Annotated in this window: 22 protein-coding genes; 13 read left to right on the top strand and 9 right to left on the bottom strand. The window is 48.8% G+C overall.

Annotated features, from left to right (window positions below):
* Positions 1-28: 28 nt before the first annotated feature.
* Positions 29-895, bottom strand: coding sequence for a GNAT family N-acetyltransferase (locus DET_RS05125; RefSeq protein WP_010936689.1), 867 nt, complete (start codon positions 893-895; stop codon positions 29-31).
* 1 nt (position 896) lies between these two features.
* The gene (locus DET_RS05120; protein WP_010936688.1) at positions 897-2420 is read right to left on the bottom strand and encodes a YifB family Mg chelatase-like AAA ATPase; all 1524 of its coding nucleotides are present in this window, start codon (positions 2418-2420) and stop codon (positions 897-899) included.
* Between the two features lie 189 nt (positions 2421-2609).
* On the opposite strand from DET_RS05120, the gene nusA reads away from it, so the two are divergent.
* The 10 genes from nusA (at position 2610) to DET_RS05075 (ending at position 12072) form a co-directional block, all read left to right on the top strand.
* Positions 2610-4085: a transcription termination factor NusA gene (gene nusA, locus DET_RS05115; protein WP_010936687.1), complete on the top strand. Its 1476-nt coding sequence runs from the start codon at positions 2610-2612 to the stop codon at positions 4083-4085.
* A complete protein-coding gene (gene rnpM, locus DET_RS05110; protein ID WP_010936686.1) occupies positions 4060-4374 on the top strand; it encodes an RNase P modulator RnpM in 315 nt (104 codons plus the stop codon). The genes nusA and rnpM overlap by 26 nt, the downstream gene beginning before the upstream one ends.
* Positions 4355-6136, top strand: a complete 1782-nt coding sequence (infB, locus tag DET_RS05105) for a translation initiation factor IF-2 (RefSeq protein WP_010936685.1) — start codon at positions 4355-4357, stop codon at positions 6134-6136. The genes rnpM and infB overlap by 20 nt, the downstream gene beginning before the upstream one ends.
* Entirely contained in the window at positions 6136-6492 is a 357-nt protein-coding gene (gene rbfA, locus DET_RS05100; RefSeq protein ID WP_010936684.1) for a 30S ribosome-binding factor RbfA, read from the top strand. The genes infB and rbfA overlap by 1 nt, the downstream gene beginning before the upstream one ends.
* Before the next feature lie 2 nt (positions 6493-6494).
* Positions 6495-7397 carry a tRNA pseudouridine(55) synthase TruB gene (truB, locus tag DET_RS05095; RefSeq protein ID WP_010936683.1) on the top strand — a complete coding sequence of 301 codons (903 nt, stop codon included), beginning with the start codon at positions 6495-6497 and terminating at the stop codon, positions 7395-7397.
* Positions 7398-7479: 82 nt separating this feature from the next.
* The gene (locus tag DET_RS08715; protein WP_167518161.1) at positions 7480-7617 is read left to right on the top strand and encodes a DUF5679 domain-containing protein; all 138 of its coding nucleotides are present in this window, start codon (positions 7480-7482) and stop codon (positions 7615-7617) included.
* Between the two features lie 146 nt (positions 7618-7763).
* A complete protein-coding gene (locus tag DET_RS05090; RefSeq protein WP_010936681.1) occupies positions 7764-8876 on the top strand; it encodes an inositol-3-phosphate synthase in 1113 nt (370 codons plus the stop codon).
* Positions 8877-8919: 43 nt separating this feature from the next.
* Positions 8920-10068: a glycosyltransferase family 4 protein gene (locus tag DET_RS05085; protein ID WP_010936680.1), complete on the top strand. Its 1149-nt coding sequence runs from the start codon at positions 8920-8922 to the stop codon at positions 10066-10068.
* 45 nt (positions 10069-10113) lie between these two features.
* Positions 10114-10695, top strand: coding sequence for a CDP-alcohol phosphatidyltransferase family protein (locus DET_RS05080; RefSeq protein ID WP_010936679.1), 582 nt, complete (start codon positions 10114-10116; stop codon positions 10693-10695).
* 105 nt (positions 10696-10800) lie between these two features.
* Positions 10801-12072 (top strand): adenylosuccinate synthase, encoded by a 1272-nt coding sequence (locus DET_RS05075; protein WP_010936678.1) that lies wholly within the window; start codon positions 10801-10803, stop codon positions 12070-12072.
* Positions 12073-12147: 75 nt separating this feature from the next.
* Here DET_RS05075 and DET_RS05070 read toward each other — a convergent pair whose 3' ends face one another.
* From DET_RS05070 to rpsO, 7 genes are read right to left on the bottom strand one after another with little or no spacing between them, the layout of a single operon-like run.
* Positions 12148-12777: a GNAT family N-acetyltransferase gene (locus DET_RS05070; protein ID WP_010936677.1), complete on the bottom strand. Its 630-nt coding sequence runs from the start codon at positions 12775-12777 to the stop codon at positions 12148-12150.
* A gap of 1 nt (position 12778) precedes the next feature.
* Positions 12779-13402 carry a GNAT family N-acetyltransferase gene (locus DET_RS05065; protein ID WP_010936676.1) on the bottom strand — a complete coding sequence of 208 codons (624 nt, stop codon included), beginning with the start codon at positions 13400-13402 and terminating at the stop codon, positions 12779-12781.
* 2 nt (positions 13403-13404) lie between these two features.
* Positions 13405-14298 (bottom strand): 4-hydroxy-tetrahydrodipicolinate synthase, encoded by an 894-nt coding sequence (gene dapA, locus DET_RS05060; RefSeq protein ID WP_010936675.1) that lies wholly within the window; start codon positions 14296-14298, stop codon positions 13405-13407.
* 1 nt (position 14299) lies between these two features.
* Entirely contained in the window at positions 14300-15316 is a 1017-nt protein-coding gene (locus DET_RS05055; protein WP_010936674.1) for an aspartate-semialdehyde dehydrogenase, read from the bottom strand.
* Between the two features lie 10 nt (positions 15317-15326).
* Positions 15327-16118, bottom strand: a complete 792-nt coding sequence (gene dapB / locus DET_RS05050; protein WP_010936673.1) for a 4-hydroxy-tetrahydrodipicolinate reductase — start codon at positions 16116-16118, stop codon at positions 15327-15329.
* A 16-nt stretch (positions 16119-16134) separates the two neighbouring features.
* Complete coding sequence (locus DET_RS05045; protein WP_010936672.1) at positions 16135-18297, bottom strand: polyribonucleotide nucleotidyltransferase; 2163 nt, start codon at positions 18295-18297, stop codon at positions 16135-16137.
* Positions 18298-18338: 41 nt separating this feature from the next.
* On the bottom strand, positions 18339-18602 hold the full coding sequence (rpsO, locus tag DET_RS05040; RefSeq protein ID WP_010936671.1) for a 30S ribosomal protein S15: 264 nt from the start codon (positions 18600-18602) through the stop codon (positions 18339-18341).
* 179 nt (positions 18603-18781) lie between these two features.
* Between rpsO and DET_RS05035 the strand changes: the two genes are divergently transcribed.
* The 3 genes from DET_RS05035 (at position 18782) to DET_RS05025 (ending at position 22233) form a co-directional block, all read left to right on the top strand.
* Entirely contained in the window at positions 18782-19078 is a 297-nt protein-coding gene (locus DET_RS05035) for a DUF503 domain-containing protein (protein ID WP_010936670.1), read from the top strand.
* Positions 19079-19089: 11 nt separating this feature from the next.
* Positions 19090-21384: a DEAD/DEAH box helicase gene (locus tag DET_RS05030; protein WP_010936669.1), complete on the top strand. Its 2295-nt coding sequence runs from the start codon at positions 19090-19092 to the stop codon at positions 21382-21384.
* 66 nt (positions 21385-21450) lie between these two features.
* Positions 21451-22233 (top strand): prolipoprotein diacylglyceryl transferase, encoded by a 783-nt coding sequence (locus DET_RS05025; RefSeq protein WP_010936668.1) that lies wholly within the window; start codon positions 21451-21453, stop codon positions 22231-22233.
* Positions 22234-22315: the final 82 nt, after the last annotated feature.

Genomic DNA, 22315 nt, shown 5'->3' with positions numbered 1-22315 from the left:
TCATTTTGTGAACTATCTGCTAAATAATCTAAGTTTCGGTATCCGGCTTTTTGGGTTCTTTTTTGTCGTCCTTGAAGATATTGCTCACGTTCTTGCCGAAACTCTGGGCAGCGTCACCCACTTCTTTAAATTTTACCTTTACCTCCTCGTCTTTAAAACGGTCTGTGACAGCTCCGGCCGAATTTGAGACACTCCGCCCAAATTCTTTGGCCTTCTCTTTTAACGAGGGGTCATTAAATATTTCGCTGACGGCGCTTCCGAAAGCGGCCAGCATCTCTCCGAAACTCTCAGCAGCCTTGCGGGAATTAGCTTTTAAATCTTCTTTCATAGTTTTATCTCCTTCAGATATGGGCGGCAGTTCGGTTTTATAGTCTTCGCGCGGGAGGGTAAAAAGAATTGTACCCGGCTCTGCGCCTTTACCGGAAGCGCTGAAGCCTATTTTTACCAGAAGTTTCTGGGCGGCTATAGATTCCGGATATGTCTGGGCAATAATCTCTCTGACGCTTTGGTCACCAAGTATCCAGCCGATAAGGCTGTGAACTGCTTCCATAGCGTATCCGTGGTGCTGGTAATGCTCTAATATGGAGTAGTCTATTTCCATGCGGCCTTCGGCGGTAGGTTCCCCTTTAAATCCGGCCTGACCGATAAGCTGGCGGTGAATGCCGGATTGGTTAAGTATGATATACCAGTTGAGATAGCCTGTTTTTACATCATACTTTGTCAGTAACCGCTTCAGGGTTTCACAGCCGTAGCCTTCCGGCGGCCAGCTGGTCGGGATTTCTGCCCCAAGTAACTGCCCCAGCTGTTTTGTATCTTGAATTTCGCAGTTAAGCATGTCCGAATTTGCCGGTATCAATTCCAGACGGGGGGTTTGAAGAACTAATGGTTCTTTCATTTTATACCTGCCAGCGCGGCCGATACTGGATTGCCTCGGCCACATGATGTGATTTGATTATATCATTATTTTCAAGGTCAGCAATGGTGCGGGCTAATTTTAATATGCGGTGGTAGGCTCTGGCCGAAAGAAACAGCTGTTTGGTTGCCGAACGAAGCAGATTCTGGGCATCCCCTTCCAGTGTGCAAAAACGCCGTATCTCCGCCGGTGTCATTTCGGCATTGGAAAGTATTTTGCTGCCGCGAAAACGCTCAAGCTGGATAATCCTGCAGCTTGCTACTCTTTGACGGACTGTTTCAGATGTTTCAGCCAGATGTTCGCTGGAAAGCTTTTCGTACTCTATGCGGGGTACGTCTATAACTATATCTATCCTGTCTAAAAACGGCCCGCTTATCCGCCGTTGGTAACGTATTACCGAACCCGGCGGGCAGGTACAGTGCTTGGTATTATCACCATAAAACCCGCAGGGACAGGGATTCATGGCACCCACCAGCATAAAGTTAGCCGGAAAGCTGACACTTCCCTGTGCCCGGCTGATGGTCACGGTTTTGTCTTCTAAAGGCTGGCGGAGAAGCTCAAGCAGGCTGTGACCGAATTCCGGCAGTTCATCCAGAAAAAGAACCCCGCGGTGGCTTAAGCTGATTTCCCCCGGTTTGGGGAAAGTGCCTCCGCCGACCAGCCCGGCTGAAGAAATGGTGTAATGGGGGGAGCGGATGGGGCGGTTATGTATTAAAGGGGTATCAGGCGGCAGCAGCCCGGCCACGCTGTATATCTTGGTTATTTCCAGAGATTCGGCACTGGTCATGGGCGGAAGTATTGAAACCAGTGCCCTTGCCAGCATGGTTTTACCGCTGCCGGGCGGACCGGTCATTACCATATTGTGCCCGCCGGCGGCGGCTACTTCCAGTGCCCGTTTTACATTTTCCTGCCCTTTTATAAAAGACAGGTCAACATAATTTGCCGGAATATCGTTTTTCAGTTTTTCTTTAGATTTAGTTACTTCGGGTGCCGGGCGGTTACCTTGCAGGTATTCCGCCAGTTCCGCCAGGGTTGTAAAGGGTAATATGTTAGCCCCCTCTACCAGCGAGGCTTCAGCGGCATCACAGGCGGGTACAATTATATTGCGGTATCCTTTTTGAAAAGCCAGGGCTGACATAGGCAGTATGCCGGCGGTATGGCGCAGGCTGCCGTCAAGGGAGAGTTCCCCCAGAAACACTGTGTTGGAAACATCTGCTGCTTTTAACTGTTCGGAACTTATAAGGATAGCCAGTGCAATGGAAAGGTCATATGCCGGGCCGGCTTTCTTGAAATCAGCCGGTGCCAGATTGGCCACAATTCGCTTTACCGGAAAGGTGAAACCGGAGTTTCTAATTGCAGCCCTTACCCGTTCGCGGGCCTCCTGAATGGCGGTATCAGGCAGCCCTACAATGGTAAATGAGGGCAGCCCGGCCGAGATATCGGCTTCTACTTCAACAATAGTGCCTTCCAGTCCGATAATTGCACAACTTGATACTTTGGCAAGCATAATAGTTAATGTTAGCGTTAAGCACAGGGGGTGTCAACGGGATATGCATGGCAGTTTTTGAACGGCTGTGTATTGCTAAGGCATGGGGTTTGTGTTATACTGCTGTAAAAGCTAAATCACGTTGTTGAGGTGGGTTCAAACCCACTTTTTTGTTGTATCGGGATAAACTGAGGAGGATACATAACCGAGATGAAAAGCGACTTTTTGCTCGCTATCACCCAGCTCTCGGCAGAAAAGAATCTGCCAAAGGAAGTAGTACTTGCTACCGTTGAGTCGGCTTTGGTATCGGCTTATCGTAAAGAGAGCTTTGCTCCAAACCAGAATATCGCGGTGAAGATAGACCAGCTGACTGGCAAGGTAAAGGTCATGGCCGAAAAGCTGGTAGTTGAAAAAGTGACTGACAGCCGCCAGGAAATGCGTTTGCTTGAGGCCAAACGGCTGAAAGCTGATGCCAAGATAGGCGACCTTATGATGGTTGAAGATACTCCGGCTGATGCCGGGCGTATTGCTGCCCAAACTGCCAAGCAGGTTATCCTGCAGCGTCTGCATGAAGCGGAAAATACGGCTATTTTTGACGAATATGCCTCCAAGGCGGGTGACACCCTGGTAGGCGTGGTTCAGCGTATAGAGCCCAAGCAGATTACTGTTGATATAGGCCGGGTGGAAGCCATAATGCCCGCCAGCGAACAGGCATACGGTGAAAGGTATCGGGCCGGGCAGCGTATAAAGGTGTATGTAGTGGATGTGGCTAAAACAGCCAAAGGCCCGGCTGTTATTGTTTCGCGTTCTCACCCCGGTTTGGTACGGCGTCTGTTTGAAATGGAAGTGCCGGAGGTTTTTAACCAGCTGGTAGAGATAAAGGCGGTTGCCCGTGAAGCCGGTTCACGCTCTAAAGTAGCGGTAGGCGCTTTACAGCCGGGGATTGACCCGGTGGGTTGCTGTGTGGGTTTGCGGGGTATCCGCATTCAGAATATTGTCAGTGAGCTGAACGGCGAAAAGATAGATGTGGTGGCCTGGGATAGTGAAATAGCTAATTTTATTGCCAATTCACTTAGCCCGGCTCAGGTTACAAAAGTTATTCTGAACGAAGCTGAAAAATCTGCTATTGTGGTCATACCTGACCGCCAGCTGAGTTTGGGTATTGGTAAAGAAGGACAGAATGTGCGTCTGGCGGTTAAGCTGACCGGCTGGCGGATTGATATTAAGAGTGCCTCTGATGAAGAGGTGGAACGGGCGGAAGAAACTGCCCGCAAGCAGGGGGAAACTGAAAAGCCTGCCATAACCGAAAAGGTTATTGAAAAACAGCCTGCCGCTGCACCTGCTGCCAAGGCCGAAGCAGAACCTATTGAGCCGGTCATGCCTGAGGCTATAATAGCCGAACCGGCGGTGAAGGAAACACCTGCCAAGACTGAAGCCGTGCCTGAAGAACAGGGTGTGGTGGTACCCCTTAATGTGCTGGATAAAGTGGCTGAGGGTGATACAGTCAAACTGCGTTTTGCAGAAGATTTGCTGCCCCGGCGTGAAATAGTCATAGATGATAAAAACAAGGGTAAAAACAAGAAAAAGACCGTCAAAGGCAAAGATACCGCTGAAGATGGTATCAAGCTGAAGGGCAAAAAACGGCGGAATGTAACGGATTATGAATCAGAGGAAATCGACTTCTAAATTTGTGCCCATGCGGACTTGTATCGCCTGCCGTACCGAAAAGGCTAAACAAGAGCTTATCCGGCTGGTAAGAACAGAAGATAATGACGTAAGGGTAGACCATAGCGGGCGTCTGGAAGGACGCGGAGCCTATTTGTGCAGAGATATGGCCTGCTGGGAATCCGGGCTGAAGGGCAGTTATATTACCCACGCTTTGAAGATTGCCATTACTCCGGAGAACCGCGAAGAATTGTTGAAATATGGGCGCGAAGTGTGTGAGGTGAAGGAAAATGGTAGAGAAGACAAGTAAATCAAGCGCCAAGACTGAAGTTGCCCCTCCGGCTAAGGTTATTGAACTTGGGGCGGCGGTGTCGGTAAAAGAGCTGGCTGATAGTCTGGATACAAATCCGGTTGAAGTTATTAAGGCCCTTATGCGCAAGGGCATTATGGCTAATATAAATCAGGTTATAGAGTTTGAGGTTGCCAAGGGTATTGTAGAGGCGGCTGGTTTTGAGGCTAGGCTTAAGGTTCTTAAGAAAAGCGCCGCCAAAAAGGTCTCTCCCGCTAAAGAAAAACTGAGTAATTTCCCCCTTCGTCCGCCGGTAGTAACCATTATGGGCCATGTAGACCATGGTAAAACCCGTCTGCTTGATGCTATACGCTCCACCAATGTTATGGAAAAAGAAGCGGGCGGCATTACCCAGCATATTGGGGCTTATCAGGTGGAAATCAAAGGCCAAAAGATAACTTTTCTGGATACCCCCGGCCATGAAGCTTTTACTGCCATGCGCGCCCGGGGTGCTCAGGCTACCGATATTACTATTCTGGTAGTTGCCGCTGATGACGGCGTTATGCCGCAGACGCTGGAAGCGCTTGACCATGCCAAAGCCGCCGGTGTGCCCATTATTTTGGCTATAAACAAGATGGACAAACCCGAAGCTAATCCGGACAGGGTCAAACAGCAGCTGGCTGAGGCCGGGCTGGTAGTTGAGGAATGGGGTGGTGATACTCTGGCCATTCCCACTTCTGCCCGTGAAAAGAAGGGTATAAATGAACTGCTGGAAGCAGTCTTGCTGATTGCCGAACTTGAAGATTTGCGGGCTGACCCCAATCAGCCTGCCAGCGGTGTGGTTATTGAAGCTGAAATGGATAAGAACAGAGGCCCTATGGCTACTGTTCTGGTCCAGAGCGGTACTCTGAAACTGGGAGACACTGTGGTTGCCGGCACTACCTGGGGGCGGGTAAAAGCTATGTTTAATGATGTGGGTAAACGCATCAAAAAGGCTGAACCCTCCACTCCGGTGGCCTTGCTGGGTATGGAAAGTGTGCCTCAGGTAGGTGACAAGATTATAGCCGTGGCCACCGAAAAACAGGCCAGGGATATGGTTAATGAAAACAGCCAGGTTACCCGTAAAACAAACGCAGTCAGCCTGACTAATGTGTATGACCAGGTTAGCAAGGGCAATATCAAAGAGCTTAACATAATACTTAAAACTGATGTTCAAGGCAGCCTTGAACCCATTAAAGATTCACTGGAAAAACTGAGTACCGATAAGATAAAGATAAACATAAACCGCAGCGGTGTCGGTAACATAACCGAGAGTGATGTTATGCTGGCTATGGCTTCGGGTGGCTTGATTATCGGCTTCAGCACTGGTATAGAAACCAATGCCCAGCGTCTGGCGGATGCCGAAGATATTGATATCCGGCATTATGACATTATTTATAAACTGGTAGAAGATGTGGAGAAAGCTGTTCAGGGTCTGCTTGAACCCACTATTAAAGAAGTTATTGACGGCCGGGCTGAAGTGCGGGCAGTCTTTGAAAGCACTAAAAAGCTCAGCATTGCCGGTTGTATGGTACTGGAAGGCAAGGTTCTAAAGAATTCTCAGGTAAGGCTGCTTAGGGGCGGCGAAGTGATTGTAGATGCCCCCAGCAACAGTCTCCGCCGCTTTAAGGATGATGTTAAAGAAGTGGTGGCCGGTTATGAGTGCGGCGTAGGCTTGAAAGATTTCAATGATTTCCAGAAGAGTGATATTTTGGAATTTTATCATAAGGAAAAATCACGCTGATGTCACGGCGGGTAAAAAAACTTAACCAGCTGTTCCGGGCAGATATAAGCGCTCTCCTTCAAAAAGAGGTTCGTGACCCGCGTCTGGATACGCTTTTGTCTGTAAACGAGGTAGATGTATCTGAAGATATGCGCCATGCCACTGTATATGTGAGCCATCTGGCCGGTGATGAACATAAAGATGAAATACTGGCCGCTTTAAACGCAGCGGCCGGTTTTTTCCGCACCGAAATAGCTAAAAAGACTGATATACGCTATATGCCGGTTTTCAATTTTATCTGGGATGATACTATTGAAAGGGGTGTTCGCCTGAATACCCTTATTGACCGGGTTACTCAACACCAGCCTGAAGATTAGCCATGAATGGCATCTTGAATATCAACAAACCTCCAGGTTTGACCTCTTTCGGGGTGGTCTCAAAAGTAAGGCATATTTACTCCCAGAAAAAGGTAGGGCATGGCGGTATGCTTGACCCGAGTGCCACCGGGGTTATACCTGTTTTTCTGGGAAGCGCAACCCGCCTGATAGAGTACCTTTCTTCAGTCCGCAAAACCTATCTGGCTGAAATAGAGCTGGGTACGGAGACAGATAGCTACGATAGCGAAGGGGAGATTACTTCCCGAAAGAGCTGTGAACATATTACTGCTGATATGGTGCGTAATGCTTTGCCGGATTTTCTGGGTGAGATAACCCAGATTCCCCCCATGTACAGTGCGGTAAAACACCGCGGGGTTCGCCTGTATAACCTGGCCAGGCAGGGGATAGAGGTTGAAAGAAACCCGCGTAAAGCTGCGATTTACGGCATTGAATTCCTCGGTTTTGCTTCACCTGTGCTGCGTTTGCGGATAGAGTGCGGACACGGTACGTATATACGTTCTATAGCCTTTGATTTAGGCAGGAAACTGGGCTGCGGGGCATATTTGAAAACCCTGGTCAGGGAATCTTACGGCCCATTCCACCTTACAACTTCACTTGATTTGGCTGACCTTGAAGCGGCTGAAAATAAAGGAAGGCTGGCAGATATTCTGCTGCCGCCGGAAGCCGCCGTAGGGCATTTGCCGCGTATAACCCTTGATGATGAAAGTATAACCCGGCTGGTAAACGGGTTGGAAATAAGGCTGGAAATGACCGGGCAGCCGGAAGCTATGGCGGTGTATAGCGCTGAAAACCGCTTTGCGGCTGTAATCCGCCCTGAAACTGACGGCAGCTGGCACCCTGCCAAAGTCTTCCTGAGCCCATGCCCTAAAAAGAATGCGGATTAGCTTAAAATTATACTTATAATGCTTGACAATGCGCCTCTAATAGTAGATGATATATTCCAAAATACCCGAAAGGAGACCGGCCATGGTACAGGCTTATTGTGTCAAGGATCGCAAGAAGATTGACGTCAAAGATGCCAAGAGAGTTACTCTGAAAAATGGTCGCGGAGCCTGGCAAGGTACCTGCCCTGTTTGCGGCGGGAAGGTTTACAGAATAGGCTAGGGTTAAGCTTAGTTTATCCTGGGAAATGGCTTTAAAAATGCCCGGATGGGCTTAAAGATGGTATCAAATTATTCAGAGGTTATCTTCTGAAGGGTTAGTGACGTTTCAGGGTAGCCTCTTCTGTTGGAAGGAGAAAACGGAAAAAATTGGGTAAAATCAATGTTGCCATTATCGGTGTTGGTAACTGTGCTTCGTCCCTGGTACAGGGTGTTCACTATTACCGCAAAGCTAAGGATACTGAGTTCGTTCCCGGTCTTATGCATGTAAATCTTGGCGGTTATCACATCAGCGACATTAATTTCACCGCTGCCTTTGATGTAGACAAGAACAAAGTCGGCAAAGATATTAGTGAAGCTATTTTTACCAAGCCCAACAATACTTTTAAGTTTACTGATGTTCCGGCAACCGGTGTTAAGGTTGAGCGCGGCATGACCCATGACGGTCTGGGAAAGTATCTTTCCCAGATTATTCAGAAGGCTCCCGGCTCTACCGCTGACATTGTAAAAATCCTCAAAGAGACCAAAACAGATGTTGTTATCAACTATCTGCCGGTGGGTTCCGAAGAAGCCACCAAGTGGTATGTAGAGCAGATTTTGGAAGCCGGCTGCGGTATGGTTAACTGCATACCGGTATTTATTGCCCGGGAAAAATATTGGCAGCAGCGTTTTGTCACTGCCGGTGTACCTATTATCGGTGATGATATCAAGTCACAGGTGGGTGCTACTATTACCCACCGCGTACTGACCAGACTCTTCTGTGACCGCGGTGTAAAGCTGGAGAAGACTTATCAGCTGAACTTCGGCGGCAACACTGACTTTATGAATATGCTTGAACGTGAGCGTTTGGAATCAAAGAAGATTTCCAAGACCAACGCAGTTACCTCCCAGCTTGATTACAAGCTTGATCCTGATTGCGTTCATGTAGGCCCCAGTGACTACGTGCCGTGGCTTGAAGACCGCAAGTTCTGCCATATCCGCATGGAAGGCCGGACTTTCGGTGATGTCCCCTTGAATTTGGAGATGAAGCTGGAAGTTTGGGACAGCCCCAACTCCGCCGGTGTAGTCATTGATGCTATCCGCTGCTGTAAATTAGCTATGGATAACGGTATGTCAGGTTCACTGAACGAACCTTCTTCATATTTTATGAAATCACCTCCCGTTCAGTATACTGACGATGCTGCTCACGCTATGACGGCTGAGTTTATAAAGAAGACCTCTGCTAAAAAAATGGCCGAGGCTGAAAAAAAGGCAGAAAAATAACCCGGACTTCCTTAGTAGCACTATAGGTTAGTGGCGGTTAACAGTGAAGATAGTTTTAGTCTGTCCTTATGATTTTGCCTATCCGGGTGGCGTAGTTAACCACGTTAGCTCGCTTTATAAAGAACTTAAGATGCTGGGGCATGATGTTCGCATTATTGCTCCAGCATCAAAGTCTCCGGCAGAATACGGTACTGATTTTATCAGGATGGGCAAGCCCCGCCCTCTGGCTATCTCCGGCACAGTGGTTCGCATCAGCCTTTCGGTCAATCTTAAAAACCGTATTAAACAGGTTTTGGAAACCGAAAAGTTTGACGTTATCCACCTGCATGAGCCTTTTATGATAATGCTGTGCAGTGCCATGCTCCGGTTTTCCAAAACCTGCAATGTAGCTACTTTCCACGCCAGTCAGGGCAAGCCCGGTTATAATTTGGGCTGGCCTTTTACCCGCATATTCCTGAGAAGGCGCAGGCGTAATCTTCACGGGCATATGGCGGTTTCCAAAGCGGCTCTGCGTTTTGCCTCCAAATATATCCCCGGTGACTATACTATTGTGCCCAACGGTATAGACCTGGATTTATTTAATACCGAAGTTCAGCCTGTGCCGGAGTATCTGGATGACAAGCTGAATATCCTTTTTGTGGGGCGTATGGAGAGCCGAAAGGGTTTGGACTATCTGATTGATGCATACGCCCAGATTAAGCCCCTGTGCCCCCAGACCAGGCTTCTGGTAGTGGGGCCGGGTACTCCCAGGCAAATGAGCCATTATCGCAGCAAGGTAAAACGGCATGGGCTTTCAGATGTGGTTTTTACCGGCGGGGTTGCCTGTAATGAGCTGCCGCGGTATTACAAGACAGCCCATATTTACTGCTCCCCGGCTACCGGTCAGGAAAGTTTCGGCATTGTACTTCTGGAAGCTATGGCTTTGGGTGTGCCGATTGTGGCTTCACAAATAGAGGGATACCAGTGTGTACTGACGGATAATAAAGAAGGTCTGTTAGTACCGCCCAAAAACTCTGATAAACTGGCAGAAGCTCTTTTGAAACTGATTGCCCAGCCTGATTTGCGTTCTGAACTCAGCGCCGGTGGACTAAAAACGGTTCAGCAGTACAGTTGGAAAAGAGTTGCTAAAAAAGTTGAAGAGTACTACCATTTGGTGTTAAGCAAAAATCACCATGGTCCCGAAGGTAAATAGCCTGGCTGTTGCCTTTAACTCAGGGCAGAAAAGAGTCTGAATATCATGTCTGGTATGGCAAACTTACGTAAGGAAATAGCCCTAAAAGTCACCAATCCCATTATAAACCTTTTAGCTAAAACCGGTCTTACCCCCAATATGGTTACGGTAACCGGTTTTATTGTTACCCTGGTAGCCGCCGGGATTATAGTGAACGGAAATCTGTTGCTTGCAGGGATTGTTATGCTGCTGGCAGGTGTATTTGACATGCTGGACGGGGCGCTGGCCAGACGCACCGGCAAGGTTACCCGCTTCGGAGCGGTGCTGGATTCCACTCTGGACAGGGTTTCGGAAGCGGCAATACTTATCGGGGTATGTGCTTTTTACTCTCAGAGCGGGCAGACACCCGCAGTGGTGCTGGCGGTGGTTACCCTTACTCTTTCCCTGCTGGTCAGCTATATACGTGCCAGAGCTGAGGCTATGGGGCTTGAGGGTAAGGAAGGGTTTTTTACCCGGCCTGAACGGGTGGTTGCCCTGGCCATTGGCATGATGTTTAACATACTTGTGCCGGTGCTGGTGCTGGTAAGCGTGCTTAGTTTAATAACTGTTATCCAGCGGCTTGCCAATGTTTACCGCCAGACCAAATAATAGTGACTTTATTCGTCTAATCTGTTAAACTTTAGCGGTTTCCCCTCAGCAACTGGTAGTTGGGTGAGGGGATAAAATATGTTTGAAGCCAAAATTGGGGGAGTTATGCCTGTTACAGCAATAGTAGGTGGACAGTGGGGGGATGAAGGTAAGGGCAAAGTTGTAGATATGCTGGCCCAGGAGGCTGACTATGTAGTGCGTTTTTCCGGGGGCGATAACGCAGGCCATACGGTTATAAACCCTATGGGTGAGTTTAAACTTCACATTATACCTTCAGGTGTTTTTTATCCCGGTGTCAAGTGCATTATCGGCAACGGGGTGGTTATAAACCCTGATGTTTTTATCCGCGAACGCAATGAGCTTATCAGCCGGGGCGTAGATGTAAAAAATGTTTTTATAAGTGACCGGGCTCATCTGGTATTGCCTTATCATATTTTGCTGGACGGGCTTGAAGAAGAGGCCAGGGGCAATAAGTCACTGGGTACTACCCGCAGGGGCATCGGGCCGGCTTTCGTAGACAAATATGCCCGCATGGGTATCCGGGTGGGTGATTTGCTTCTGCCCGAATATCTGCATGAGCGGCTGGAATATGTGCTGGAATGTAAAAACCAGATTCTGACCAAGGTTTATGATGCGGCACCCATTTCTCTGGACGAGATTTATGAAACCTGCCTTAAATGGGGTAAAGAGTTAGCCCCCAATATAAAAGAAACAACTCATATTATTGAAGAGGCTATCAGTCAGGATAAAAAGATAATAATGGAAGGTGCGCAGGGGGCTTTGCTTGACCCTGATTTCGGCACTTATCCTTACGGCACTTCCAGCTCGCCTCTGGCGGCTGGCGGTTGCTTGGGAATAGGCATAGGGCCGGCTTCAGTCAGTGCTACCCTGGGTGTTTTCAAGGCTTACAGTACCAGGGTTGGCGGCGGGCCTATGCCTACTGAGCTTTTGGATAAAACCGGGGATATCATACGTGATGAAGCCCACGAATATGGCACAACTACCGGCCGTCCCAGACGGATAGGCTGGTTTGATGCGGTGGCAGGGCGGTTCAGCTGCCAGATAAACGGCATGACCACTGCCATTATGACCCGTTTAGACATTATGGATATTCTGCCTGCCATATCCATTTGTACGGCTTATGAGCTTAACGGCAAGATAATAAAATATTTTCCGGCGAACTCAGGTGAACTTGCCAAGTGCAAGCCTGTTTATGAGGAAATGCCCGGCTGGCTTTGCTCTACCAAAGAGGTTCGCTGCTATGATGATTTGCCATTGGCAGCCAAAAATTATATCTGCCGGATTGAAGAGCTTATCGGCTGCCAGATGAGTGCAGTTTGTATTGGCCCTTCACGCGAACAGACTATCTACAAATAAACCTGATATTTCTCTAAATACCGAAGGGGGCTTTTAAGCCCCCTTTTTATATTTATAATATCCGCTTTATAAAGCTTAGGATACTTTGCCGTCAGAGTTTTTCAGCATACCGTATATGGTCTGTTCAGTACCTGGAAGCCCCTGGCTGGCTAGTAGTTTGAACCCCATATGCTCATACATAGCTACATTCTGGCTGCTTTGAGTTTCCAGATAGCACGGTATACCGGTTTCGTTCATGAAGTCCAGCATGGGGCGTATCAGATGCCCGGCAATCCCGTTGCCCTGATACTTAGGGTCAACCGCTAAAAGCGCCAGATAAAAATATACAGGCGGGGCGTATTTGGCCCGCAGGTTCTGGCTGACTTTATCTATTCTGGATATTTCATTCAGAAGGGGCAGTTGGCTTCGTATTTGAAACAGATAGTATAGATGCCTGAGGCGCTGGCCTAGCGGTTTGCGGACATCATTGGGTTCCCAGAGGGCTATCCCCTCTAAGTTAGCCGAACTGGCATAAGCCTGTCCGTTTTCCATCTGGCTTTTCAGTATATATTCAAAAATCTGGTAGAGAGCGTCCGGGCTGGCTTTTTCTTTGGCAATCTCCCTTATGACCGGGTCATTTTGAAAAGCCCGGGCACAAACTTCGGCGGCTTTGGTTATATCTGATTTATTCAGCTTGTAAAGATATTGAAGAGGAATTTCCTCCATGTTAGTCCTTTCTGTTTTTCCTGAGCATGGCGTGCAGTGAAATATTGGCAAGCGGGATACCAAACTGGCCTATTTCTTCATACCCCCAGTGGCGGTACATACTTACATTTGTCTGGTTTTGGGTTTCAAGATAAGACGCAGTGTTACTTTGGTCAAGTTCGGCTAGAATAGGGCGTACTACTTTACTGGCAAATCCCCTGGAGCGGTATTTGGGGGCAACTGCCAGCAGGGCAAGATATTTGTTGGGGAAAGGGTATAGCTGGTTTCTCATTTTGTCACACAGGCTGTTCAGATGCATATCCTGCTGAAAGTAATTAAACCCGCACCACATGTTTTTTACGGGAAAGCCGCAGCTTATCAGCTGCCAGAGAGAAATATGCACCGGGGCGTCAAACCAAACGGACACTGCCTCCATATCAGGCGAAGAGGCATAAGCCTGCCCGTATTTTATGCCCAGTGCGGCATAGTATTCAAAAACAACCGGTAACCGCTTAATTTTCCGGGTATCTCCCTGCAGGAGGTACGAAGTAAGCTGGTCATCTTTGAAGGCTTCGGCAGTTACATAGGCAAGACGTTTTATATCCGTTTTTTCCAAACGGTAGAGACCATTGTCAGACTGTATCATTTTTATTTTATGGGCAGGTCTATAGTATAGCCCTTCAGACTTTCGCGTATCAGGGCAGCAGTTTTTTCATCTGCTTCGGTCATGGGCAGTCTAAGCCCGCCTACTTCAAACCCCAGGTAATTCAGGGCGTATTTGATAGGTATGGGATTGGATACTACAAAAAGTGAGCGTATCAGCGGGGTCAGGTGGCGGTGAATAGCGGCTGCGTTATCCGTATTGCCCGAAACAAAACTGGTTATCATCTCCTTTATTTGCTTGCCCACTATGTGGGAAGCTACCGAGATAACGCCGTAAGCCCCCATGGCCAGCATGGGCAGGGTATCACTGTCATTACCGCTCCAGACAGTGAAATCAGGGCGGACATTGTTTATTATCTGGGCTATATCATCCAGTTTGCCGCTGGCTTCCTTGACACCCACAATATTGGGTATCTGGCTCAGGCGGATTACTGTTTCCGGACTCATGTGGGTGATGGTGCGTGAGGGTACATTATAAAGTATGCAGGGAAGCTTGGTAGCCTCGGCAATAGTCTTGAAATGAAGGTACAACCCCTCCTGGGTGGGTTTATTGTAATAGGGCACTACCAGCAAACAGGCATCTACCCCAATCTTCTCCGCTTTGAGAGTATTTTCCAGGGCTTCCTGGGTGCTGTTAGCACCTGTTCCGGCAATAACCTTTCCCCGGTTGCCGACCGCAGATTTTACAGCTGCAAACAGGGCGTGTTCTTCTTCCCAGGTAACGGTAGGTGATTCGCCGGTAGTGCCAACTACCACCAGCCCGTCACTGCCTGAATCAAGAAGTCCCAGAGCCAGTTTCTGAGCCTGGGCATAATCTACTGTCCCGTCTTTTTTAAACGGGGTTACCATGGCCGTAATCAGCCTGCCTAATTCTTTCATCTTAACCTCCTATCATGCCGCGGTTGACCAGTTCTTCGGCAATCTGGACGGCGTTTAGGGCCGCGCCTTTCCGGACATTGTCCGCCACCACCCACATAACCAAACCATTGGGGTTGGAAATGTCTTTGCGTATCCGTCCCACAAATACCTCGTCTGTACCGGTGGCCAGCCAGGGGTGCGGATAAAGTTTGACAGCCGGTTCGTCCAGTACTTTTATACCCGGTGACCGAAGGAGTATATCCCGGGCCTGTTCCGGCTCCATGGGACGTTCAAATTCTATAGTTACAGCTTCAGAATGGCCGGTGATAACCGGTACTCTTACGCAGGTAGCTGAAAGCTGTATGTTGTCAGCATGCATAATCTTGCGGGTTTCTTCCAGCATTTTCCATTCTTCCTTGGTATAGCCGCTGTCCAGAAAAACGTCAATCTCCGGCAGCACATTAAAGGCAATCTGGTGGGAATATACATGGGCAACCGCTTTCTGTCCGTCAAGGAGCTGGCGGGTTTGGGTTTGCAGCTCATCTACCGCGTTTACGCCCGTGCCGGACACAGCCTGAAAGGTAGTTACCACAATACGTTTAATTGGATTTACCTTGTGCAGAGGGTACAGGGCGACTACCATCTGAATGGTAGAGCAATTGGGGTTGGCAATAATCCCTTTATGCCTGGTAATATCTTCAATATTCACTTCCGGTACTACCAGGGGGACTTTGGGGTCCATGCGGAAAGCGGCACTGTTATCTACTACTATTGCTTTGTGCTGGGCGGCAATGGGGGCAAAATGGCGTGAAATATCCGCCCCGGCAGAGAACAAAGCTATATCCACGTTATTAAACGAATCATAGGCGGTCTCCCTGACCTCTATTTCCTCGCCTTTGACCATCATTTTCTTGCCCGCAGAGCGGTCTGACGCCAGGAGTGAAACGGTATCCATAGGAAAATCCCGTTTCTCCAGTACTTTTATAAATTCCTGACCTACCATTCCGGTAGCACCTACTATGGCCACTCTGTAACCCATGGACTGCCTCCTAAAGCTTAAGCAGTTTGTCCAGACCGAAAACAAAACCTTTGGTTTGGACTATTTCTTTTATCGCCAGTACCACACCGGGCATATAACATTCGCGGCTGAAGGCATCATGCCGTATAGTCAAAGATTGACCGGCCGCTCCGAAAATAACTTCCTGATGGGCCAGCAAACCCGGCAGGCGCACACTGTGCACCCGGATGCCGTCATGTTCCTGTCCGCGGGCATCTGACATATTTTCCTTAGCCGGTTTGTTAAAGGCTTCACCCCGGGTTTTAAGCATGGCGGCTGCTGTAGCCAGCGCAGTACCGGAAGGTGAGTCCAGTTTCTTATCGTGATGCAGCTCTATCACTTCGGCGCTGGCAAGGAAACGTGATGCTTCCTGTGCCAAGTGAACCATTATTATAGCACCAAGGGCAAAGTTGGGTGCAACTATAATGCCGATATCATTAGTTTTAGCCAGCTGTTCAATTTCTGATATTTCCTCAGGCGAAAAGCCGGTAGTGCCTATAACCAGATTAACCTTGTGGGCGGCGGCAATGCGGATAGCAGGCATGGAAGCTTTGGCAATAGTAAAATCTACCATTACATCCGGCTTGGTCTGCGAAAGAACGGAAGAGAGGTCTGCCGAATAGGGGATAGAGCCGCTTCCGTCCGGCAGGGGCAGGGCAGGGCTTTTTGCCCGTATGTCCACTGCTCCCACCGGAAGAAGGTTATTTTCCTGGCACAGGGTCTTTAAGACCTCCTGGCCCATTTTGCCTGAGGCACCGTGAACTACAACCTTTATAGGTGTCATAGCGCCTCCTAATATATTATGAGTTAGACCGGTCTTGAGGGCGGAAAGGCCCGGAACGGCGCGGCTGGGAATCACGGTTGCGGGAGATGGGAACAGCATTGGGATTGAGAATGACCCGGCGTGACAGGTTTATTCTGCCCTGTGAATCAATCTCAGTTACCTTTACTGTTATTTCGTCACCCACTTTAACTACGTCTTCCACTTTTTCCACTCTGTGGTCGGCCAGTTCGCTTATGTGTACCATGCCCTCTTTGCCGGGCAGGATTTCAACAAAAGCACCAAAGGTCATTATCCGGGTAACTTTACCGGTATAAACACTGCCGGCTTCTACATCTTTGGTCAGGTCTTCAATTATCTTTATAGCTTTTTGGGCCGAAGCTTCGTCAGTAGCACCGATGACCACTGTGCCGTCATTTTCAATATCAACGGTGGTATTGGTCTGCTCAATAATAGAGCGGATGGTCTTGCCGCCGCTGCCGATAACACTGCCAATCTTGGAGGGGTCAATGCTTATCTTGTACATTCTGGGGGCGTAAGGGCTAAGCTCGGTCTTGGGCTGGGCAAGAGCCTTGTCCATTACTTCCAGTATGGTATAGCGGGCTTCTTTGGCCTGGTAGATAGCGTCACGGATAACGTCAAAGCTGATACCCTTGACTTTCATATCCACCTGTATGGCGGTTATGCCGTCACGGGTACCGGCAACTTTGAAATCCATATCGCCGTAGTTATCTTCAATACCTTCAATATCAGTAATGGTGCAGTAGGTATCATTTTCACCGGTAATAAGGCCGATGGAAATACCGGCAACAGCTTTTTTAACTGGTACACCTGCATCCATAAGTGACAAACTGGACGAACAGACACTGCCCATAGAAGTAGAGCCTGATGAACCGACTACGTCAGCTACCATACGAATGGTATAGGGAAATTCTTCGGGAGTGGGCAGGACAGGCACCAAAGCCCTTTCAGCTAAAGCACCATGACCGATTTCACGCCGTCCGGGGGAGCCGGAACGCTTAACTTCACCGGTAGAGAAGGGGGCAAAATTATAGTGAAGCATAAAACGCTTGGTATCTTCGGCACTCAAGCCGTCCAGCTGCTGGGCTTCCTGCAAAGAACCCAGTGTGGTAATGGCCATAACCTGGGTATCACCCCGGGTGAACAAAGCTGAACCGTGAACGCGGGGCAGAATACCTGTTTCAGCGTCCAGCTGGCGGAGCTGCTTAATACCCCGTCCGTTTACCCTGATATCTTTTTCAAGTATAGTTGAGCGGATAGCCTTTTTGATTTCTTTATCATAAGCGGCCAGAATATCGCCTTCGGCATATGTCTCTGCCAAAGCTTCAACCAGTTCGCTCTGAAGGGCTTCAACCGCATTTTCACGGAGGGTTTTATCCTGATGGCTCAGGGCTTCGTTTACTCGCCCTTTTACAAAGGCGGCTACCGCTGCTTTGACTTCTTCGGGTATTTCCAGCACCGGCACCGGCAGTTTTTCCTTGCCCAGCTTGGCGCGGATTTCATCCTGCAGGTCAATAAGCTCCTGATTTGCCTGATGGGCAAACTCAATCGCTTTAATCATAAGGTCTTCGGGAATTTCCTTAGACCCGGCTTCAATCATAACTACGGCTTTACGGGTGCTGACTACCACCAAATCCATCTGGCTTTGTTCCAGCTGGGCAAAGGTGGGGTTAAGCACGAATTCGCCGTTTGTATAACCTACGCGGCTGGCTCCCACCGGGCCTTCGTAGGGTATTTGTGACATGGTAAGAACGGTTGAAGCACCTACCACACCCCAGATATCAGCGTCATTTTCCTTGTCTGAGGCAATTACGGTGATAATAATCTGAAGTTCATTCCGCCACTCCTTGGGGAGAAGGGGGCGGAGAGGTCTGTCTGTCAGACGTCCGGCCAAAATAGCCTGTTCACTGGGGCGTCCTTCGCGGCGGATAAACCCGCCGGGGATTTTGCCTGCGGCATACATCCGCTCTTCGTAGTCTATAGTCAGGGGGAGGAAATCCACCCCTTCGCGCGGTTTTTTGGCAGCACAAAGTGTTACCAGTAATTCGGTATCCGCATAGCGGATAGTTACTGCGGCATCTGCAAGGCGGGCCATTTTCCCGCTCTCTATAGTAAGTTTTCTGCCGCCAATAGTTCGTTCAAATGAGTTGGCAGTTATCAATAACGTAATCTCCTTACAGGGTTATTTGCCTTTGGCAATATTTATTTTCTAAGGCCAAGATTGGCAATAAGCTCCTGATAACCGGCCCCGTTATTGTTGCGCATGTATGAGAGCAAGCGGCGGCGGCGGCCAACCAAAGTAAGCAGGCTTCTCTTGGTATGAAAGTCATGTTTATTAGCAATCATGTGGGTGGTTAACTGGTGAATACGGGCAGTGAGCAAGGCTACCTGCACTTCAGTAGAGCCGGTATCGTTTTCGCTCTTTTTGAATTCGTTGATAATCAGAGATTTTTCCTGTTTGTCCAAACTTATTCCCCTTATGTTATTCTACTCAATTTAAAGTCAAAATTATATCACACTGTACCTGTGTTGTAAAACAAATGCGCTATATTTAGGTATAATATACCATATTCCGGCAAGTGTTTACTTGACGTAATATATGGGTAACGCTATATTCATTTAAGGGCTTTAAAAGAGGTGTTTGGGTGAGTTTGCACGCCGGTATATTAAAACTGTGGCTGGACTTGCCTGAAAATACCTCGCTGAAGGGCAAACGCCAGATTATTCAGCCGTTAATCAGGCAGTTGCAAAACCGTTTTAATCTTTCGGTAGCCGAAGCCGAAGAAATGGACAGATGGAAGACGGCGGTTATTGGTATAAGCTGTATCAGCAACAGTGCTGTGGTGGCTGACCAGTTACTGAATAAAGTATTGGCTTTTGTGACTGATGGCGGGTTTGATGTGGTTATACGTGATTTTCAGATTGAAATAATGGCGGTTTAGGATAAAGGCTTTTGGAAACTACCGAATTTTTAGCCTACATTGCGTCCCTGCCTGATTATCAGGAGCAGATAGCCCATATTGAACGCCTGCCATACCGTCCGGCGGAATATGCCAGAACTGACGCCCCGCTGTTGCCCCGGATAGATGCACGCCTCAGGAAAAAACGGATTTTGCCCTTGTACACCCATCAGGCAAATGCTGTAAACCTTAGCCGGCAGGGGAAGAATATTATCGTGGCCACCCCGGCGGCCAGCGGCAAAAGCTTGTGCTATAACCTGCCGGTGCTGGAAAAACTGCTCTCAGACCCGAATGCCAGAGCTTTATACCTTTACCCGGCTAAGGCTTTGGCACAGGACCAGCTGCGAAGCCTGAAATCTTTGGCAGTGCCTTCACTCCTGGCAGATGAGGAAATAGCTGTATATGACGGCGATACCCCCGGCAACAGCCGTGCGGATATACGCCTGAAAGCCCGGATTATACTTTCAAACCCGGATATGCTCCATGTTTCCATACTGCCGTCTCACCAGAAGTGGGGGCGGTTTTTACGCCACCTGGAATATGTGGTGATAGACGAAGCCCATATTTACCGGGGGGTATTTGGTTCGCATCTGGCAAACATTATCCGCAGGCTTCGGCGTCTTTGCCGTTACTACGGCAGTTCCCCGCAGTTTATTCTCAGTTCGGCTACTATAGCCAGCCCCGGCGTTCATGCCCAAAGTCTGACCGGGCTGCCTTTTTCAGTGGTAGATAATGACGGCGCTCCCAGGTCAGAAAAAGATTTTGTCTTTTGGAATCCGCCCATTATTGACCCGGCTAACGGCATACGCCATAGCGCCAACTCGGAGTCTTCGTTTCTTCTAAGCGAACTGGTCAGCCACGAAATACGTACCCTGGACTTTACCCGTACCAAACGGCTGACCGAGCTTATTTATAAATATTCGCGTGACCGCCTGATAGCCATAAAGCCGGAGTTTGCAGACCTCATCAAGCCTTATCGGGGAGGGTATACCGCCGAAGACCGCCGCAAGATAGAAAAAGAGCTTTTCTCAGGCAGATTGCTTGGGGCGGTTTCCACTAATGCACTTGAGCTGGGAATAGATATAGGTGACCTGGGGGCTACCATACTGACCGGCTTTCCGGGCAGTATCTCCAGCACTTTTCAGCAGGCAGGGCGCAGCGGCCGAAGGTGCGGACACTCCCTTTCCTTTTTGCTGGGGCTGGATAACCCCCTTGACCAGTATTATATGAATAACCCCGAAAAACTGTTTAACAGCGGTTTTGAAGGCACTTTTATCAATCCGGAAAATCCATATATCTACCGGGTTCATCTTTTATGTGCCGCCTGGGAGATGCCGGTAAACGCCAGTGAAACGGATATGTTCGGTGAAAACCTGATTGAGGAGCTGGATACACTTGCCCAGGAAAGAGTGCTTAATAAGCGGAGGGACAATTATTATCTGTCAGCCGATATTTCTTATCCCGCCGGAGATATCAGTATCCGTTCGGCTTCGGGCAAGGATTTCTGTCTGATAGATGCCGAAAGCGGACAGATTATTGAGACGCTGGACTTTCAAACCGCCTTTTTGCAGGCCTATCCGGGGGCGGTCTATCTGCATCAGGGTGAAAGCTATCTGGTAAGCCGTTTTGACCTTAACTCCCAGATAGCCCTGCTGGAAAAGAAAAAACTGGACTACTATACGGTTACCCGTGACCTTACCGAAATAAGCATAATTGAAGTGCTCAAAAACAAACTGGTGGGGGATATCAGCGTATATCTGGGCAAGGTTGATGTTACTTTAACTGTAACCGGCTACAGGCGTAAAGCCCAGTTTACAGAGCAGGTATTGAGCGAGGAGCAGCTGGATTTGCCGCCGCAGACTTTTCCCACTATAGCTGTCTGGTTTAAACTGCCTTCTGACATAGTCTCCGCTATGGGAAAAACTAAAATGGATTTTCACGGGGCTATCCACGCCGCCGAACACGCCCTTATCGGGTTGCTGCCTTTATTTGCCCTGTGTGACCGGGGAGATATCGGCGGTGTTTCTACCCCGCTCCACCCGGATACCGGTACTCCGGCCATATTTATATATGACGGACACCCCGGCGGGGTGGGTATTGCCGAAAAGGGATATGAAGTCATCAAAGACCTTTGGGAAGCCGCCAGAAACTTTATTGAAAAATGCACCTGCATAGACGGCTGTCCCAGTTGCGTTCAGTCACCCAAGTGCGGCAATAATAACAAACCGCTGGATAAAAACGGGGCTAAAGCCGTACTGGAAAGATGCCTGGGCAATGCCTGTTTGTGATGCTGAATTTGTTCGGGTATAATTTTAATATAGTACTTTTTAAAAATTGAAACAGGACAGGTATTTATGTTTGAAATAAATGTAGACCCGGTAGCCTTCAGCATCGGTTCGCTGGTGGTCAAATGGTACGGAATCATGATGGCCCTGGGTGTGATAGCACTGGTTTCCTGGATATTCTGGCGGATTAAACGCGGGGCTGATATTTCTTATGATACGGTGCTGACTGCGGCTATTATCGCCATTCCCTCCGGCATTATTTTTTCAAAGCTCCTGCATGTTATAGATGCCTGGGAATATTACAGCCTTAACCCAGGAGCTATTCTAAGCGGTGAAGGTTTAACCATATTCGGGGCTATTATCGGTGCAACTATAGGCTTGTGGATTTACAGCCGTTATTCCCATTTCAATCTGGGTTACCTGCTGGATGTAGCTGTTCCGGGCATACTGCTGGGGCAGGCGATAGGCCGGGTGGGGTGTTTGCTGAATGGGTGTTGTTACGGGGAATACGGCGGCAGCGGCTGCAGTGTGATTTATACTAACCCTGCCTCAGCCGCACCTTACGGGGTGGAGGTTGTTCCTACCCAGGCTTACGAAATAATATTTTTGCTGTGTCTTTTTGCCTTCAGCTTGTTTATAGCCAAAAAACTGCGGCCGGACGGTCAGCTTTTTCTGCTGTATATCAGCCTGTATGCCGCCTGGAGAGTGGCTATTGGTTTTGTGCGGGTGAATGATGATTTTGCTCTGGGGCTGGAACAGGCCCAGGTAGTGGGTCTGATACTTATTGCCCTGGCTGTTCCGTTCTTTATATACCGCCAGAGGAAACAAAAAGAGGCGGATAAGAACACTTAGTCAGGATACTTTTATGCCCCAAATGGGTTATGTTTGAAATAGAAACGGCGCTGCAAGTATATTCCAGTTTGCAGCGCCTCTG

This window comes from Dehalococcoides mccartyi 195, from assembly GCF_000011905.1.
GTDB lineage: Bacteria > Chloroflexota > Dehalococcoidia > Dehalococcoidales > Dehalococcoidaceae > Dehalococcoides > Dehalococcoides mccartyi.
Note: the sequence above shows the minus strand (reverse complement) of the source record. Positions and strands in the feature narration are given on the sequence as shown.

What these genes read in the sequence shown, in the direction of transcription:
- DET_RS05125 (WP_010936689.1), bottom strand. Translation starts at nt 895, where the DNA reads ATGAAAGAACCATTAGTTCTTCAAACCCCCCGTCTGGAATTGATACCG.
- DET_RS05120 (WP_010936688.1), bottom strand. Translation starts at nt 2,420, where the DNA reads ATGCTTGCCAAAGTATCAAGTTGTGCAATTATCGGACTGGAAGGCACT.
- nusA (WP_010936687.1), top strand. Translation starts at nt 2,610, where the DNA reads ATGAAAAGCGACTTTTTGCTCGCTATCACCCAGCTCTCGGCAGAAAAG.
- rnpM (WP_010936686.1), top strand. Translation starts at nt 4,060, where the DNA reads ATGAATCAGAGGAAATCGACTTCTAAATTTGTGCCCATGCGGACTTGT.
- infB (WP_010936685.1), top strand. Translation starts at nt 4,355, where the DNA reads ATGGTAGAGAAGACAAGTAAATCAAGCGCCAAGACTGAAGTTGCCCCT.
- rbfA (WP_010936684.1), top strand. Translation starts at nt 6,136, where the DNA reads ATGTCACGGCGGGTAAAAAAACTTAACCAGCTGTTCCGGGCAGATATA.
- truB (WP_010936683.1), top strand. Translation starts at nt 6,495, where the DNA reads ATGAATGGCATCTTGAATATCAACAAACCTCCAGGTTTGACCTCTTTC.
- DET_RS08715 (WP_167518161.1), top strand. Translation starts at nt 7,480, where the DNA reads ATGGTACAGGCTTATTGTGTCAAGGATCGCAAGAAGATTGACGTCAAA.
- DET_RS05080 (WP_010936679.1), top strand. Translation starts at nt 10,114, where the DNA reads ATGTCTGGTATGGCAAACTTACGTAAGGAAATAGCCCTAAAAGTCACC.
- DET_RS05075 (WP_010936678.1), top strand. Translation starts at nt 10,801, where the DNA reads ATGCCTGTTACAGCAATAGTAGGTGGACAGTGGGGGGATGAAGGTAAG.
- DET_RS05070 (WP_010936677.1), bottom strand. Translation starts at nt 12,777, where the DNA reads ATGGAGGAAATTCCTCTTCAATATCTTTACAAGCTGAATAAATCAGAT.
- DET_RS05065 (WP_010936676.1), bottom strand. Translation starts at nt 13,402, where the DNA reads ATGATACAGTCTGACAATGGTCTCTACCGTTTGGAAAAAACGGATATA.
- dapA (WP_010936675.1), bottom strand. Translation starts at nt 14,298, where the DNA reads ATGAAAGAATTAGGCAGGCTGATTACGGCCATGGTAACCCCGTTTAAA.
- DET_RS05055 (WP_010936674.1), bottom strand. Translation starts at nt 15,316, where the DNA reads ATGGGTTACAGAGTGGCCATAGTAGGTGCTACCGGAATGGTAGGTCAG.
- dapB (WP_010936673.1), bottom strand. Translation starts at nt 16,118, where the DNA reads ATGACACCTATAAAGGTTGTAGTTCACGGTGCCTCAGGCAAAATGGGC.
- DET_RS05025 (WP_010936668.1), top strand. Translation starts at nt 21,451, where the DNA reads ATGTTTGAAATAAATGTAGACCCGGTAGCCTTCAGCATCGGTTCGCTG.